Genomic DNA, 17269 nt, shown 5'->3' on the forward strand with positions numbered 1-17269 from the left:
ACTCTGTTCGACAGCTAAAGCGCTAACTCCGATCGACAGGAGACAGTCATGGCAAGGAAGATCACGTTTTCTCAGGCGATCAACGAAGCGCTGAGCCAGGAGATGGCGCGCGACGAAACCGTCATCGTGATGGGCGAGGACAACGCGGGGGGCGCTGGGTCCCCAGGCGAAAAGGATGCGTGGGGCGGTGTGCTCGGCGTGACGAAAGGACTCTTTCACAAGTATCCGGGGCGCGTGCTCGACACGCCGTTGTCCGAAGGCGGCTTCATCGGCGCCGCGGTCGGCGCGGCCGCATGCGGCATGCGGCCCGTCGCCGAGCTGATGTTCATCGATTTCATGGGCGTGTGCTTCGACCAGATCTTCAATCAGGCCGCGAAGTTTCGCTATATGTTCGGCGGCAAGGCGCTGACGCCAGTCGTGATTCGCACGATGCAGGGTGCTGGCCTGCGCGCGGCCGCGCAGCACTCGCAGATGCTGACGTCGATGTTCACCCATATTCCCGGCCTGAAAGTGGTGTGCCCGTCGACGCCATACGACGCGAAAGGCCTGTTGATCCAGGCGATTCGCGACAACGACCCGGTCATCTTCTGCGAGCACAAGCTGCTGTATGGCCGCGAGGGCGACGTGCCGGAAGAGTCGTATGCGATTCCGTTCGGCGAAGCGAACGTGGTGCGCGAAGGCGACGACGCGACCATCGTGACCTATGGCCGGATGGTTCACCACGCGACGGATGCCGCCGAAAAGCTCGCGAAAGAGGGCATCCAGGTCGAGGTGATCGATTTGCGCACGACCTCCCCGCTCGACGAGGAAACGATCCTGGAAAGCGCCGAGCGCACCGGGCGCGTCGTCGTGGTCGACGAGGCGAATCCGCGCTGCTCGATCGCGACCGATATCGCCGCGCTGGTCGCGCAGCGCGCGTTCCATTCGCTGAAGGCGCCGATCGAACTCGTGACCGCGCCGCATACGCCCGCGCCTTTCGCAGGCGTGCTCGAAGATCTGTATATCCCGTCCGCGGAGAACATCGCCGTGGCCGTGCGGAAAGTAAGGAGCTGAGCAATGCCGATTCACATGATCACGATGCCCAAGTGGGGGCTGTCGATGGAGCAGGGACAGGTCAACGGCTGGCTGAAGGAGGTCGGCGAAAAAGTCGCGAAGGGCGACGAGATACTCGATGTCGAGACCGACAAGATTTCGTCGGGCGTCGAGTGCGCTTTCGACGGCACGCTGCGCAGGCAGATCGCGCGGCAGGGCGACACGCTGCCGATCGGCGCGCTGCTCGGCGTCGTCGCCGACGAAGCGAGCTCTGAGGCCGATATCGATGCGGCGGTCGAGGCGTTCCAGCGCGACTTCGTGCCGGCCACCGCGGACACGGCGGAGGCGGGACCGCAGCCGCAAAAGGCGCAGATCGGCGGGCGCACCGTGCGTTACCTGAAGATCGGCGACGGCGGCACGCCCGCGGTGCTGATCCACGGTTTCGGCGGTGATCTGAACAACTGGCTCTTCAATCATGCGGATCTCGCCGCGCACCGCGCCGTGTGGGCGCTCGATCTGCCGGGGCATGGCGAGTCGGGCAAGGCGGTCGACACGGGCAGCCTCGACGAACTGGCCGACAGCGTGGTCGCGTTTCTCGACGACCGGGGCATCGAGCGCGCGCATCTCGTCGGCCATTCGATGGGCGGCGCCGTGTCGATGACGGTCGCCGCGAAGGCGCCCGAACGCGTCGCCTCGCTGGCATTGATCGCCGGCGCGGGGCTCGGCGACGAGATCAATCGCGAGTACATCGAAGGATTCGTCGAGGGCAGCAGCCGCAACGCGCTGAAGCCGCATCTGGCGAAGCTTTTTGCCGACGGGTCGCTGGTCACGCGGCAACTGATCGAAGACATCGTCAAGTACAAGCGGCTCGAAGGCGTGAACGACGCGTTGCGCAAGATTGCCGCGTCCGCGTTCGAAGGCGGGGTGCAAAGCCGCGTCTATCGCGAGCGGCTCGACACGCTCGCGCCTCGCACGCTGGTGATCTGGGGCGCGCAGGACCAGATCATTCCGGCCGCGCACGCGCAGGGGCTGCCCGCTCAGGTGCGTGTGCACGTGATCGACGGCAAAGGACACATGGTGCAGATGGAGGCTGCATCGGAGGTGAACCGCCTGCTCAACGAGTTCTTCGGATAACCGCGATGGACGCCCCTCTTCATACCGACAGCCTCACGGCGCTTGGCCAGCATGGCAAGCGCAACCGCGACAAGCTCGCCCGCATTCCGGTGAAGATCGTGCCGGCGGACCATTCGACCGTATTGCCGAAGCCGCCCTGGCTGCACGCGCGGCCGATGATGAGCGAAACCGTCGCGGGCATGGCGGCGGTGCTGCGCGAGCACAGCTTGCATTCGGTCTGCGAGGAGGCGATGTGTCCGAACATCGGCGAGTGTTTCGCGCAGCGCACGGCGACATTCATGATCATGGGAGGGATCTGCACGCGGCGCTGTGCGTTCTGCGACGTCGCGCACGGACGGCCGCAAGCGCTCGACGACGACGAGCCCGCGCGGCTTGCCGACGCCGTCGCGGCGCTCGGGCTGCGCTACGTCGTGATTACATCGGTGGACCGCGACGATCTGCGCGACGGCGGCGCCGCGCACTTCGCGCGTTGTATTGCGCTCGTGCGCGAGCGCGTGCCGGGCATTCGCGTGGAAATCCTGACGCCGGATTTTCGCGGGCGAATCGACCGCGCGCTCGATGCTCTGTCCGTGGCGTGGCCAGACGTTTTTAATCACAACATCGAGACGGTGCCGTCGCTGTACCGGGCGGCACGGGCAGGCGCGGACTACCTCGGCTCGCTCGAACTGCTATCGCGCGCGAAACGCCAGAACGCGGCGGTGTTGACCAAATCCGGCCTGATGGCCGGGCTCGGCGAGACCGACAGCGAACTGCTCGCGACGATGCGCGATCTGCGTGCCCACGACGTCGACGTGCTGACGATCGGCCAGTATCTCGCGCCGTCGCGGTTTCACATGGCGGTGCGGCGATACGTGCCGCCCACGACGTTCGACATGCTACGCGACGAAGGTTTGAAGATGGGGTTCATCGAAGTGGTGTCGGGGCCGCTCGTGCGTTCGTCGTATCACGCGGATCGGGTCACCGGAAAGCTCTGAATGCATGTGTGCCGGACCTTTGGTGGCGCAATCCGACGAATACCTCCCCGTAACCTCGGCTTTTCGAGCGATTGACCGCCGGGGAAGTACTCGACAATTCGTAGGTATGCGAGGCGAGTCCCGGCGCGGGGCCGCCTCCCGAACGACGAAACGGTATTCGTCACCACGTGCACTTTGTCGAGGCAGGCATGTCAAGCAACATTACGATCACGGACGAACTCGTCGCTGAAATCGCAAACCGGTTGGCCGAAGAAGGCGAGAAGGTGTCTCCGGTAGCCATCTGGTCCGAAGTCCATACAGGCTCGGTGGTCGCGGTGGCAGCGGCATTGCGCAAGTGGCGTGAAACGCGCGCCCCGCGGGTGCCGCAGGTCGTCGAACGTCCGGCTTTGCCGCAAACCGTGACCGACACCATGCGCGATGCGCTCGACCGGCTGTGGAGCTCAGCGCAGGATGAAGCTGAACGCGCGGTGGCGCGACGCCTTGCCGCGATGCGCCAGCGCGTCGAGGACGCCAGCGACGAGCGCGACGACGCGCTTGCCGAGCTGCAAACCACCGTCCAGGAACTCGATGCGCTGCAAGTCGAACTGGATAAGATGACGAGCGCCTACGACGAGAAAGTCGACGCAGTAGCCGGGCTCGAAGAGGACATTGCGCTCGCCGTGCAACGGACCGACGCGGCGGAGAAGCGCGCGCAGGAACTTGCTGAGCGCGTTTCGCTCCTCGAAGCGGAACTGCAGAGCGCGGAACTGGCCGCGGAGCGCCGAGCGCTTTCGCACGAGGAGACCGACGCCGCGGGCGAGGGCGAGGTGGCGAACGAGTCGGCTGGGTCAGTCGTCGAAACGCCGGCCGACGAAACGGAGCGTGCGGCGCTGGAAGCGGCGCATTCCGAAGCGGTCGCTCGTCTTCAAAGCGAGCTCGAAGCGATTCGCGCGGAGCTGCAGGCCGAGCAGGAAGCGCACGCGGCCCGCCGGGAAGAGGTCGCGGGCGCGCAGGCTGAACGCAATGCCGCCGCACTTGAATTGCAGAATGTCCAGACGCAGATCGCCGGCCTGACCGATGAGCGTGACGCGGGCGCCTCCGAAATCGCGAGACTGTCGGCCAGCTTGTCGGAGGCGCAGGAGCGTGCCGACGCGGAGCAGCAGCGCGCGGCCGAACTGGCCGAAAGCTCGGTGGCGAGCGAGAACGTCGCGGGCCTGGAGTCGGCGTCGCCGGTGACTGCCGACTCTCAGCAGCTCGAGGCATTGAAGGCGCAGATGACGCGCGACGCGGACGCGCATGCCGCCGCAATTGCCGAAGCGCGGGAGACCGTCAGGAAATGGTCCGACTACTCGAACGCACTGAAGCAGCAACTGGCTCAGGCGAATGAAAAAATGGTCGTCGTCCTTGCCCGCGGCGCGGGCGAAGCGACATTGAGCCGCCGGCTTGCCGCTGAACTGGGCCAGCTCAAGCCGGAGCATGAATTGCTGCGCAAGGAGATTCAGCAGCAGGTGCTCGTCGAAACGATCAGCGCTCAACTCGAGAAACAAGGCTACCGCTACGACGAGAAGACGGGTGCGGTGTCGAAGCTGAACATCGAAAGCTCGCCAGCGTGACGGGATCGTCGATGGGGTGGCGCGCGTCGCGAGCATGGCGACGCGCAATGGGCTCGTAGGGAGGGCTCGCATTACGGGATCGATGATTACCTTGAAGTACCTGTGCATGGCGGTTTGACCCAGGTCCGATAGTCAGCGTGCGGCACGGCCAAGCGTAGAATTGCGGGCGCAGCGGCGAGTCCATTCGTCGCCAGGACCGGAGACCGATGGCTGATGGAAATCAAGTGGATCGAAGACTTCATCGCGCTCGCCCGCTATCAGAGCTTTTCCCGGGCGGCGGAGTTCCGCAACGTCACGCAGTCGGGTTTCAGCAGACGGATCCAGTCGCTCGAACAATGGGTCGGCGCCGATCTCGTCGATCGCAGCGGCTTTCCGCCGACCCTGACCCCGGCAGGGCAACTGTTTCGTGACGCGGCCGAAGACATCCTCGACAAGCTGTTCGACACGCGCGCCATCATTCGCACCGAACAACGCATCGCCGGCACGAGCCTGCAGATCGCAGCCGGCCACACGATCGCGCTCAACTTCCTGCCCGCGTGGCTGCGCACGCTGTCCAAGCATGTCGGCGAAGTGCGCGCGCGCGTGATTCCGGCGAACGTGCACGATTCGATACTGATGCTGGTCAACGGCAACTGCGAGCTGATGTTCGCTTATCACCATCCGCAGCTGCCGTTGCATCTCGATCCGACCAGGTATGAATGCGTGACCGTGGGCGTCGATACTTTCATGCCGGTATGCAGGCCCAATCAGCGGCTTGCGCACGTGTACCGTCTGCCCGGCGTGATCGAACATCCGATGCCGTTCATCGCCTATACGGAGACGAGCTACTTTGGGCGCTGCTTCGCGTTGCTGATGGAGCAGAGCAAAGCGTCGCCCGCCTTGCAACTTCACTATGAATCCGACATGGCCGAGGTCGTGAAGAAGCTCGTGCTGGAAGGCGAGGGTGTCGCCTGGCTGCCGAAGAGTTCGATCGCCGCCGAACTCGACAGTGGCCAGCTTGTCGCCGCCGGCCGCTCCGAATGGCAACTGGAGCTGGAGTTGCGCGTGTATCGCGACCTCACGAACCGCACTGAACTGCTCGATACGCTGTGGCGGCATCTGCGGGCCTCGTCGGGGTCAGCCGAATAGCGCCGCTAGGGTTATCCCGCGTTATGCGAAACTTGCATAGCCGTATGCAACACTAGCATTCACGTCTTTTCTGCCGTCTCTAGAATTCCGTCCAGTCACAAATAATCTCAGGACGGAGACACATGAAGAATCGGCTTACCCTCTACATCCTCGCCGGCATGCTGCTCGGCGTGGCCGTCGGTTATGTCTGCCATCGCACGGCGGCCGATGCCGCGCAGGCGAAGGAGATCGCCGGCTACTTTTCCATCGTCACCGATATCTTCCTGCGGCTCGTGAAGATGATCATCGCGCCGCTCGTGTTCGCCACGCTCGTGTCAGGTCTCGCCGGCATGGAAGGCACGAGCGACGTGCGCCGCATCGGTCTGCGCTCGATCGCGTGGTTCCTGTGCGCGTCGCTGTTCTCGCTCGCGCTCGGCCTCGTGCTCGCGAACCTGCTGCAACCGGGCGCCGGCTTGCACATGTCCCAGACGAGCGCTGACGTGGCCACCGGCCTCAACACGTCGAGCCTGAACTTCAAGGACTTCGTCACACACGCGTTCCCCACCAGCATCGTCGATGCGATGGCGCGCAACGATATCCTGCAGATCCTCGTCTTCTCGGTGATGTTCGGCATCGTGCTCAGCGTGATCAAATCGGACCCGCGCGTCGCGCCGCTGATCGCGGGCGTCGAAGGGCTCGTGCCCACCATGCTGAAACTGACCGATTATGTGATGCGTCTCGCGCCCGTCGGTGTGTTCGGCGCGCTGGCATCGGCGATCACGGTGCATGGCCTCGACGTGCTGACGACGTACGGCAAGCTCGTCGCCAGCTTCTATACGGGGCTCGCGCTGCTGTGGGCGGCGCTGATCCTCGCCGGCTACGCGTTTCTCGGCAAGCCGGTCTGGGCTTTGCTCAAGGCGATCCGCGAACCCGCGATGCTGGCGTTCTCTACCGCGAGCAGCGAGGCGGCGTATCCGCGCCTGACGGAGAAGCTGGAGGAATTCGGTGTCGACAAGAAAGTGGTGGGCTTCACGTTGCCGCTCGGCTATGCGTTCAATCTCGACGGCTCGATGATGTATCAGGCCTTCGCGGCGATCTTCATCGCGCAGGCGTTCGGCATCGACATGCCGATCGGCACGCAGATCGTGATGCTGCTCGTGCTGATGGTGAGCAGCAAAGGCATGGCGGGTGTCGCGCGCGGCTCGGTGGTGGTCGTCGCGGCCGTGGCGCCGATGTTCCATTTGCCGCCATCGGGCGTCGTGCTGGTGCTCGCGATCGACCAGATTCTCGACATGGGGCGCACGGCGACCAACGTGATCGGCAACAGCATCGCGACGGCAGCCATCGCGAAGTGGGAGGGCCAGCGCGTGACGCGGCAGGAACGCCGCACGGCGATGGCGACGGCTTCGTTCGGCCAGCTCGAAGGCGAGACCAAATGAGCGGCATCGACGCAACGGCTGCCACGAGCGCGCGCAAGTTCGGCGTGGTGGGCGGGCTCGGCCCGCTCGCGAGCGCGGACGTGTTCTTCAAACTGATCAAATCGACGCCGGCCACGCGCGACGCCGAGCACTTCGATGCGATCTTCGAGCAGCAGCCGTTTCGCAGCGCCGATGCCGACAGCGAGACGTTGACGCAGCGCAAGCTGTACATCTTCGATCTGATCAGCAGCTTCGAGAAGCGCGGCGTGACGACGGTCGTGCTGCCGTGCTTCCTGAGTCACACGTTCATCGACGAACTGAAAGCCAATTCGCCGCTGCAGATCGTCGACATGATCGATGCGGTGCGCAGCCACGTGCGCAGAAGATTTCCCGCGGTGCGCCGCGTGGGCGTGCTCGCGTCGGCGCATACGCGGCGCAGGCGCCTGTTCGAGAAGTACTTCGCGGCGCCCGAGTTCGAAGTGATCCACCCGCGCATCGGTGACGGCATCGATTTCGTCACCGAGGCCGTTTATGGCGAGGATGGCGTGAAGAGCGGCAATCTGCGTGGCCGTCCGGCCGAGTTGCTGCGGGCGGCGTGCGAGGACCTGATCGAACAGGGCGCCAACGTCATCGTGCCGGGGCTCACCGAGATCGCGCTGGTCGCGGACGAACTCGGTGCGTTGCGCGTGCCGCTCGTCGATTCGAACCTGGCTTATGCGCAGTACGTGGTGTCCGGCCAGTACCACACGCCCGAGACGATCTTCAAGGTCGGCGTGGTGGGCGGCGTGGGTCCGGCGGCCACCGTCGATTTCATTCACAAGATCGTGCGCGCGACGCCCGCGCGGCGCGATCAGGACCACATCAAGCTGCTCGTCGAGCAGAACCCGCAGATCCCGGATCGCACGGAGAATCTGATCGGCGATGGACCCGACCCGACCATCTCGCTCTATGCGACCTGCAAGAAACTCGAAACGGGCGGCGCGGATCTGATCGCGATCCCGTGCAATACGGCGCATGCCTTCGTCGAGCGGATACAGCCTTATCTCGGCGTGCCGATCGTCAATATGCTGACGGTGACGGTGCGTTATCTGCGCGAGTCGTTTCCCGCGCTGCGCTCGGTCGGCGTGCTCGCGACTTGCGGCACGCTCGCGAGCGGCGTCTACGAAAAGGCGCTCGAATCGCACGGCTTGCGGCAGGTCGTCCCGGCACCCGCGCTGCAGGCGCGCGTGATGGACGCGATCTACGGCAAGGAAGGCGTGAAGGCCGGATTCACGGCGGGGCAGTGCCAGCAAGACCTCGCCGCGGCGATCGACGGGCTTATCGCCGACGGCGTCGAAGTGATCGTTCTCGGCTGCACGGAACTGCCGCTGCTGATTCGCGAGCCGTATGTGATCGGCGCGAACGGCGCGCGCGTGAGCGTGGTCGATCCGACCGACGTGCTCGCGAAGCAGTGTGTCGCCTGCGCGATAGCGCCGCCTCGATAACCCAACCGCATCACCCAGTCAATGCGACGGACCTGCACACGAGGTGTGCCGGATGACCCCGCTCGCCTGTCGATTTCAGAACCTGAGAGGTAATCATGCTTGCACCGACCGAACGTATCGAACACGACCTTCTCGGCGATCTCGCCGTGCCCGCGACCGCGTACTACGGCGTACACACGCTGCGCGCGCTGCAAAATTTTCCCATCACGGGTATTCCGATCTCCGTGTATCCGAACCTCGTCAACGCGCTGGCGAGCGTGAAACAAGCCGCCGCGCTCGCGAATTACGATCTCGGCCTATTGAGCGCAGTGAAGATGCAGGCCATCGTGCACGCATGCAGGCAAGTGCGCTCAGGCACCGCGCACGAGCATTTCGTCGTCGACGTGATTCAGGGCGGCGCGGGCACGTCGACCAACATGAACGCGAACGAGGTGATCGCCAATCTCGCGCTCGAACATCTCGGGCAACAGCGCGGCGAATACGCGGTTCTCCATCCGAACGAGGACGTGAATCTCGGCCAGAGCACCAACGACGTCTATCCGACCGCGCTCAAGATCGCCACGTACGCGGGCATCATGCAACTGGTCGACGCGATGGGCGTGTTGCGCGCATCGTTCGAACGCAAGGCGGTGGAATTCGGCAACGACCTGAAGATGGGCCGCACGCAGCTTCAGGACGCCGTACCGATGACGCTCGGCCAGGAGTTCAGCACCTTCGCTGTGATGCTCGGCGAAGACGAAGAGCGGCTGAAGGAAGCGGCCCAGCTCATCTGCGAGATCAATCTCGGCGCGACGGCGATCGGCACCGGCATCAATACACATCCGGAATACGCGCAGCTTGCATGCAGGCACTTGAGCGAAATAACCGGTATCGCGTTGACCACGTCGCCGAATCTGATCGAAGCGACGCAGGATGTCGGTTCGTTCGTGCAGCTCTCCGGCGTACTGAAGCGCGTCGCCGTAAAACTCTCCAAGACCTGCAACGATCTTCGCCTGCTTTCGAGCGGTCCTCGCGCGGGCCTCGGCGAAATCAACCTGCCGCCGGTGCAGGCGGGTTCGAGCATCATGCCGGGCAAGGTGAATCCGGTGATTCCGGAGGTCGTCAACCAGATCGCGTTCGAAGTCATCGGCAACGATGTGACGGTGAGCTTCGCCGCCGAAGCGGGGCAGCTCCAGCTCAACGCGTTCGAGCCGATCATCGCGCACAGCCTGTTCAAGAGCGTCGCCCATTTACGCGCAGGGTGCCTCACGCTCGCGTCGAAATGCGTCGACGGCATTACCGCGAATCACGAGCGGCTGCGCGCGATCGTCGAGAGCTCGATCGGCATCGTGACCGCGCTGAACCCGTACATCGGCTATACGCACTCGACCGAAGTCGCGAAGGAAGCGCTTGCGTCGGGCAAAAGCGTCGCGCAGATCGTGATCGACAAAGGGCTGTTGAGTCAGGCGCAGCTCGACGAGATTCTTCAACCCGCCATGCTGACGCAACCAAGAAAGATGTCGTCGGCGGCGTGAGCGACGAAGGTTGTTCCGCTCACAGGTCGCGTGCATACGCACGCGACTCTTTTAAACGATGGAGGAGAGAAAGATGAACGGCAACACGATCGATCGAAAAGCAAAGCGGCTGTGCGGTTCGGCGGCACTGCTGATCGCGGCACTTGCCGCGGGTACCTGCGCACAGGCTGCCGGCGCGCCATCGCAACAGGCAAGCGCCGTCACGGCAACGCCGCGTGTTCTGGTGCTGGCCACCGGCGGCACGATCTCGGGAACCGCCGATCCCCGTTCGGCGATCGGCTACAACTCGGGCAACGTGAAGGGGCAGGAACTGGTGCGCGGCGTGCCGGGCATCGAGAAGCTCGCGAGCATCAGCGCGGAGCAGATCTCGAACGTCGGCTCGCAGGACATGAACGACAAGATCTGGTTGCAGCTTGCGCGGCGGATCGACGAGGTCTTCGAGCGGAACGAGGCCGACGCCATCGTGATTACGCACGGCACCGATACGATCGAGGAAACGGCGTTCTTCCTGAGCAACGTGCTGCGCTCCGACAAGCCGGTGGTGCTGGTCGGCTCGATGCGACCGGGCGGTTCCGCGAGCGCCGACGGTCCCGGCAATCTGTACGAAGCCGTCGAAGTGGCGGCGAGCCCGCAGTCGCGTGGCCGAGGCGTGATGGTCGTGATGAACGACCAGATTCACGCGCCGCGCTGGATCACCAAGACCAATACCACGGCGGTACAGGCGTTCGCGTCGCCGAATGCCGGCGCGATCGGTTATGTCGATCCGGCCAGCGTGCGCTTCGTGATGCCGGCGGTGCAATCGACGCGCGCTGCGCTGAGCCTGCCCGCGAGCGGGCAATTGCCGCGCGTCGATATCGTCTACGCGCATAGCAACATGGATGGCCGCCAGATCGATCATGCGATCGCCGATGGCGCGAAGGGCATCGTCGTCGCCGGCGAAGGCGATGGCGACATGTCGAAGGAAGCCCTCGCGGCGCTCGACCGCGCGGCGGCAAAAGGCATCGTGGTGGTTCGCTCGACGCGCCTGGTGTCGGGGTTCGTGAACCGCAACGTCGAGGTGGACGACGACAAGCGCGGATTCGTCGCATCGCTCGATCTGAATCCGCAGAAGGCGCGATTGCTGACGCAATTGCTGGTGGCCAACGGCGTGACCGATCCCGTCAAGGTACAGCAGGCATTCAGCGGGACGTGGTGACGGGTTGGGGGCGCCGCCGGTCAGGGGCGCTGCCGCTTATAAAGCCGCGCGTAATGCCTCATCGGCAACGGCAAGACGCAACGCGATGGTCTTCACGAGAAACCGATGCAACTGTTGCGCCGTCGCCGGATCCTGCTGTTCGAGTTCGAGCAGCCGGGAGATCGACAGACGGTACACGCGCGTCGGTGCCTCGGCAATCACATCCGCGCTGCGCTGTTGCTGCGTGTACACCGCCATTTCCCCCACGACCGTGCCCGGGCCGAACGAGCGCAGACGCGCCGAGCGGCCATCGCCGAGCGGCAGCGAGATCGCGACACGTCCTTGCTCGACGAAATACAGCGCGTCGCCCGGCTCGCGATGACGAAACAGCGCCTGCCCCGAAAGCAGATCCTGCACCTCCAGACACGCGATCAAGCCGTTCAACGCGCCGGCCGTGAAATGCGGCTCGAGCATCGCCCGCAGATCGCCGCCATGCGCGATCGCGAGCGAGTTCGACGCGAGCAGTTTGTCTTCGATCCATTCGAGACCCGCATCGAGCGTATCGAATTCATGGATCTTCAGATTGAGCGTGCCGGTCTTCACGAGCAGATCGCGCGAGCGCGGCGGCAGCGCGGTCAACACGAGGTCCACGCTTCTTGCTGCGCAGAGCTGCCTGAGTTTGACGAAGCTGATGGATACGGATGCATCCATGCCATGTGTCGCCGCAAAGTCGAGCACGACGAAGCGGACCTGCGACGGATTCCCGGCGCCGAATCGCTCGCGAAGGCGCTGCAGAATCGAATTGGCCGTGCCGAAGAAGAGAAACCCTTGCAGGCACATTCCGCATACCTGGGGGCCGATTGCGCGCAAAGCCTGGGTGTCTTCGATGCTGCGCTCAACATTCGAGGTCCGCGCGCGCAGGTCGAACTCCATGCGTATGCAGCCGACCCGACCGTAGAGCAGCGTGAACATCACACATGCTGCAACGACGCCCACCCCTACGCCGACGATCACGCCGTACGCCGCGATAGTGCCGAGAATCACGGGCACGAGCAGATACTCATACCAGTTGAGCTTGGTCCAGGCGCCCGCGAGCCAATGCACGAGCAAGCGCAGCCCCATGAAGAGCTGAAGGCCGACCAGCACCGGCACCGGAAAGAGCGCCACGACGTCCGGCGAAGTGGCGAGCACGACCACACACGCGAGCGAGGCGAACACGCCCGCCACCCGGCTCGTCGCGCCCACCCGCGCGTTGAGCATCGAGCGATTGAACGACTGGTAGCCGACCATCCCGCCCAGCAGTCCGCTCGCGAGATTGGCGAGGCCGGCGGCGCGCATCTCGCGATTGAGGTCGACGTCCTCCCCGGTGGCCGCGCCGATCGCTGTTGAATTCATCAGGATCGTCACGGCCGATACCGAGGTCACCACCAGACTCTCCGGAAGATGCGCGCCGACCGCCGACCAGTCGATGCCGCCCCGTCCGAGCCTCGCGGCCAGGTGCAACTCCGGCAGCCCGGATAGGTGCAGCTTGACGCGCGGCAGCAGCAGACCCATGCCGCGCGCGTCGTCGATCGAAACTCCGGCAACCTGCAGCAGAACGTAGAAAAGCACGACGCCGAAGGCCAGCGTGAGCGGCAGCGCGGCGATGTGCTGCCACGTGCGCATCAATACCGTGGCCAGCACGCCGACGACCAGCGCCGGAACCCATGTGAGCCAGTGAAGGTGCGCGAGCAACGCGAGCGTGTGCCACTGCAGCGGCTGGCCCGTCAGCACGCGGAACGCCCCGGCGAGCAGCAGGTAGCCCGTGCCCGCGAGAAATCCGCCGAGCACCGGATAGGGCAGGAACTGCAAGGAGCGGCTGCGCTTCGACGAGCCGATCGCATAGAGCACGATGCCCGTCATGAGCGAACAGAGCGCGATGGCGATCAGCACAGTGAGGATCAGCGTCTGCGGTGAACCGCCGTCCGCGCGCACGCTGCTGGCCACCCCCGCCGCCACGCCGGCGAGAAAGGCGGCGGCGTTGCTGTCGGGGCCGCCAATGTTGACGCGCATCGAACTCGTCAAGGCGATCACGAGCGCCGTGACGACGCAGCTCACGAGCGCGGTGGGCACGCCCAGCATCGCGTAGCGGGCAAGATCGGCGCTAAAGATCATCGTGCCGAGGCTCATCGCATAGCACAGCATGACGAGCGTCGAAACGGCGCCCGCCGCCACGTCGCCTGGCAGACCCGCCAAACGCGAGCGCAGCGGGATCTCGGAGACGGAAATGGTCTTGCCCGGCTTCACGTGGATTCCCGGTCGAATGCAAGGGCGCCGTGAGGCGCGCCAGCCAGTATCCTGCGCGGCTCGAACGGCTGTCAAACGCGATGCAGCGTGCTTATCGGACACCTACACTGGTTATTCATCGGCCCCGTACCTGGCGAGCTCCACGCAAAGGCCGTGCAGTTCCGGAGCCGTTCACACCGGCGGTCGGCAGGCGCGCTATTCGTCTGAGCTTTTGCCCGCGGGGCCACGCATCGGAGGCGGGGCGACGAACATGGATATCGAGAAATGGCTGCGGGACCTCGGGCTCGAGCAGTACGCCCACGCGTTCGCGGCAAACGACATCGACATGTCGCTGCTCGGGCAACTGACCGACGTGGACCTGAAAGAGCTGGGGGTACAGTCGCTCGGCCACCGTAAGCGCATTCTGGCCGCGGCGGCAGGCGCCCTAACGGCGGCCGCGCCGCTACCGCCCCAGACCTCCGCCGACAACGAGGTGCCCGCGGACGAGCGCAGGCAGGTCACGATTCTGTTCGCCGATCTCTGCGGCTACACGATGCTGTCCCGCTCGCTCGATCCCGAAGACTTGCGCGCGCTGATCGGACGCTACACGGCGCTGGTCGACGGGATCGTGCTCGCCTATGGCGGCACGATCGACAAGCACATCGGCGACGCGGTGATGGCGCTGTTCGGCGCGCCCCGCTCGCACGAGACGGACACGCTGCGCGCCGCCCGTGCCGCTCTCGACATTCACGACGGCCTGGCGCGGCTGGCCGCGCAGACCGGGCGGCCGTTGCAGGCGCATATCGGCATTGCGAGTGGCGAGGTCATCGCGGGCGCGCTGGGCCGCGCCGACGCGCAGGACTACACCGTGCATGGCGATCCGGTGAACCTGGCCGCCCGGCTCGTGGCAGCCGCGGCCGCCGGCGAAACCTGGATATCCGACGACGCGGCGCGCACGCTCGGCGACGCCGCCAGTTGCGAAGCAATCGGCGAGCGGCGCTTCAAGGGCATCGACACGCCGGTGCGGGCATGGCGGCTCGTCGCGCTTGGCAGCGAGCCCGTCAGGACGAGCCGCAGCCGCTTCGTCGGACGCGCAGCCGAGCTCGAACAGTTTCACGGCATCCTTCATGCGTGCATGGCAAGGCGAGCAGGGCATGTCGTTCATGTGCGGGGCGAAGCCGGGATCGGCAAGACGCGGCTCGTCGACGAGATGCGCCGCCATGCGCAGGCACAGGGCTTCACGCTCCATCGAAGCCTCGTGCTCGATTTCGGTGTCGGCAAGGGCCAGGATCCGGTGCGGACCATCATTGGAAGCCTGCTCGGCTTACCGGCCGGTGCATCGAGTGAAGCGCGGCAGGCCGCCGCCGCGCAGGTCGCGACCCAAGGTGTCGTCAAGGCCGAGCAGATCGTGTTTCTGCACGACTTCCTCGATCTCCCGCAGGCCGTCGAATGGCAAACCATCTACGAGGCCATGGACCACGGCGCGCGCAAGCGCGGCAAGCAGGCGCTCGCCGTGAGGCTGACCGAGGACGCTTGCGCCCATGCGGCGACGCTCATCGTCGTCGAAGACCTGCATTGGGCCGATTCCGAAGTCATCGGCTACCTGTCGGCGTTCGCGTCAGGCATTGCCAACGGCACGGGCCTGCTGGTCACGACTTCGCGCGTGGAAGGCGATCCGATCGATGCAGGCTGGCGCGCACGTTGCCGCGACACCCCGTTCGCCACGATCGATCTCGGACCGCTTCGCAAGGACGAGGCCCTGAGCCTGGCGGGCAATTTCATCGATGCGACCCAGCGCGTCGCGCTCGCCTGCATCGAGCGCGCGGGCGGCAATCCGTTGTTTCTCGAACAGCTGCTGCGCAACGCTGAAGAAGGCAGCGGCGGCAACGTGCCCGCATCGATCCGCAGTCTCGTGCTCGCGCGGATGGACCGGCTCGCGCCCCGTGACCGCCTGGCGTTCCAGGCGGCCGCCGTGATCGGCCAGCGTTTCGACCTCGCGCTGCTGCGAGAGCTGGTGGACGATCCTGGCTACGTCTGCGACGGCCTGCTCGTCAATGCACTCGTGCTGCCGGAAGGCGAGGACTTCCTGTTCGCCCACGCATTGATCCAGGAGAGCGCTTACTCGACGTTGTTGCGCGCGCGCCGCCGTGAACTTCATCTGCGCGCGGCCGAATGGTTCGCACAGAGCGATGTCACGCTGTACGCCCAGCACCTCGACCGCGCCGAAGACGAGCACGCGCCGCACGCCTACCTGGGCGCGGCGGCCGCACAGCGTGCCGCCCATCGTTTCGAAGCCGCGCTGCGGCTGGCCGAGCGCGGCATCGAAATCGCGCAGTCGGACGCGGACCGCCATGCACTGAGCTGCTGCAAGGGCGAACTTCAGCGCGACCTGGGCGACATCGCAGGATCGATCGTGACGTACCGCACTGCACTCGCCGCCGCCACCGACGACGCCGCCCGATGCGACTGCCAACTCGGGCTCGCGGAAGGTCTGCGTGTCAGCGAGGGTCTCGACGAAGCACTCGGCTTACTCGCGCAAGCGCAAAAGATCGCGGAGCGAGACAACCGGCTGGCGGAGCTTGCAAGCCTCCATCATCTGCGCGGCAACATTCTCTTTCCGCTCGGCAAGATCGACGCCTGCAGCGCCGAGCATGAGCGCGGTCTTGGCTACGCGCGGCGCCTCGGTCTGCCCGAGGCAGAGGCTCGCGCGCTCGGCGGTCTGGCGGATGCGGCGTATGCGCAGGGGCGCATGCGGACCGCGTTCCATCATTTCAGCGAATGCGTAGCGATGAGCCGCGAACACGGGTTCGGCCGCATCGAGGTTGCCAATCTGTCGATGCGGGGCTTCAGCCGCATTTATCTGAACGACGCAAGTCAGGCTCGCGAGGACGCAAGCGCCGCCGCCCGCGCCGCCGAGTTGATCGGGCAGCCTCGCGCGCAATTGCTGGGGGAGACGCTGGGGGTGTTCGCCTGCCAGGAACTGGGCGATGCGCAGGCGGCCAGCAAGCATCTGGTGCAGGAAATGCGTGTGATCCGGCAATTGGGTGCGCGCCGCTTCGAAGCGCAGAATCTGGAGATGCAGGGTCGCCTGCTACTGGACGAAGGATGCCGTAGTGAAGCGGTGAAGGCGCTGCGCGAAGCACTCGCCATCTCACGCGAGGTAGGGACTCAGTTTTCCGGCCCAAAGGCCTTGAGCGCACTGAGCCGTGCGGTTGACGATAACGGCGAGCGTACGCGGCTACTGGCTGAAGGCGAGGCGCTGTTGCGCCTCGGCGCGGTCGGCCACAATCACCTGTGGTTTTACCGCGACGCCGTCGAAGCGATGCTGGGGGCGGGCGATCCTGCTGGCATGCTGCACTACGTGGACGCACTCGAGGCCTATACACAGCGCGAACCGTTGCCGTGGTCCGAGCTTTTCGCGGCGCGCGGCCGTGCGCTTGCACTCGCGCTTCAGGCGCCGCTCAGCGAAGCCACGCGACATGAACTCCTGCGACTGCGAGAGGCGCTGCAGCAGGCCGGCTTTCGCAATTACGTAAGCGCGGTCGAAGCGGCCCTTGCGGCTTGAGGCACGCGCG

General features: G+C 65.2%; 11 protein-coding genes. 10 read left to right on the top strand and 1 reads right to left on the bottom strand.

Features of this window, described 5'->3' with window-relative positions; all coding sequences use genetic code 11:
* The first annotated feature begins 48 nt into the window (after positions 1-48).
* The 9 genes from OKW40_RS02815 to OKW40_RS02855 all read left to right on the top strand — a co-directional run bounded on the left by OKW40_RS02815 (position 49) and on the right by OKW40_RS02855 (position 11450).
* Positions 49-1053 carry an alpha-ketoacid dehydrogenase subunit beta gene (locus tag OKW40_RS02815; protein ID WP_429488016.1) on the top strand — a complete coding sequence of 335 codons (1005 nt, stop codon included), beginning with the start codon at positions 49-51 and terminating at the stop codon, positions 1051-1053.
* Positions 1054-1056: 3 nt separating this feature from the next.
* Positions 1057-2166, top strand: coding sequence for an acetoin dehydrogenase dihydrolipoyllysine-residue acetyltransferase subunit (locus OKW40_RS02820; protein ID WP_429488018.1), 1110 nt, complete (start codon positions 1057-1059; stop codon positions 2164-2166).
* Positions 2167-2171: 5 nt separating this feature from the next.
* A complete protein-coding gene (lipA, locus tag OKW40_RS02825; protein WP_429488020.1) occupies positions 2172-3140 on the top strand; it encodes a lipoyl synthase in 969 nt (322 codons plus the stop codon).
* A 188-nt stretch (positions 3141-3328) separates the two neighbouring features.
* Positions 3329-4732, top strand: a complete 1404-nt coding sequence (locus OKW40_RS02830) for a DNA-binding protein (protein ID WP_429488021.1) — start codon at positions 3329-3331, stop codon at positions 4730-4732.
* A gap of 213 nt (positions 4733-4945) precedes the next feature.
* Positions 4946-5860: a LysR substrate-binding domain-containing protein gene (locus tag OKW40_RS02835; RefSeq protein ID WP_184058820.1), complete on the top strand. Its 915-nt coding sequence runs from the start codon at positions 4946-4948 to the stop codon at positions 5858-5860.
* Positions 5861-5982: 122 nt separating this feature from the next.
* Positions 5983-7278 carry a dicarboxylate/amino acid:cation symporter gene (locus tag OKW40_RS02840; protein ID WP_090811568.1) on the top strand — a complete coding sequence of 432 codons (1296 nt, stop codon included), beginning with the start codon at positions 5983-5985 and terminating at the stop codon, positions 7276-7278.
* A complete protein-coding gene (locus OKW40_RS02845) occupies positions 7275-8741 on the top strand; it encodes an aspartate/glutamate racemase family protein (RefSeq protein ID WP_429488023.1) in 1467 nt (488 codons plus the stop codon). The genes OKW40_RS02840 and OKW40_RS02845 overlap by 4 nt, the downstream gene beginning before the upstream one ends.
* Before the next feature lie 95 nt (positions 8742-8836).
* Positions 8837-10255, top strand: a complete 1419-nt coding sequence (aspA, locus tag OKW40_RS02850; RefSeq protein WP_184058815.1) for an aspartate ammonia-lyase — start codon at positions 8837-8839, stop codon at positions 10253-10255.
* A 73-nt stretch (positions 10256-10328) separates the two neighbouring features.
* Entirely contained in the window at positions 10329-11450 is a 1122-nt protein-coding gene (locus OKW40_RS02855) for an asparaginase (protein WP_184058814.1), read from the top strand.
* Positions 11451-11486: 36 nt separating this feature from the next.
* Here OKW40_RS02855 and OKW40_RS02860 read toward each other — a convergent pair whose 3' ends face one another.
* The gene (locus tag OKW40_RS02860; RefSeq protein WP_429488026.1) at positions 11487-13715 is read right to left on the bottom strand and encodes an SLC26A/SulP transporter family protein; all 2229 of its coding nucleotides are present in this window, start codon (positions 13713-13715) and stop codon (positions 11487-11489) included.
* A gap of 250 nt (positions 13716-13965) precedes the next feature.
* Between OKW40_RS02860 and OKW40_RS02865 the strand changes: the two genes are divergently transcribed.
* A complete protein-coding gene (locus tag OKW40_RS02865) occupies positions 13966-17259 on the top strand; it encodes an adenylate/guanylate cyclase domain-containing protein (protein WP_429488028.1) in 3294 nt (1097 codons plus the stop codon).
* The last annotated feature ends 10 nt before the right edge of the window (positions 17260-17269 follow it).

The organism is Paraburkholderia sp. RAU6.4a (genome assembly GCF_050435625.1).
In the GTDB taxonomy this organism is placed as follows: Bacteria; Pseudomonadota; Gammaproteobacteria; order Burkholderiales; family Burkholderiaceae; genus Paraburkholderia; species Paraburkholderia tuberum.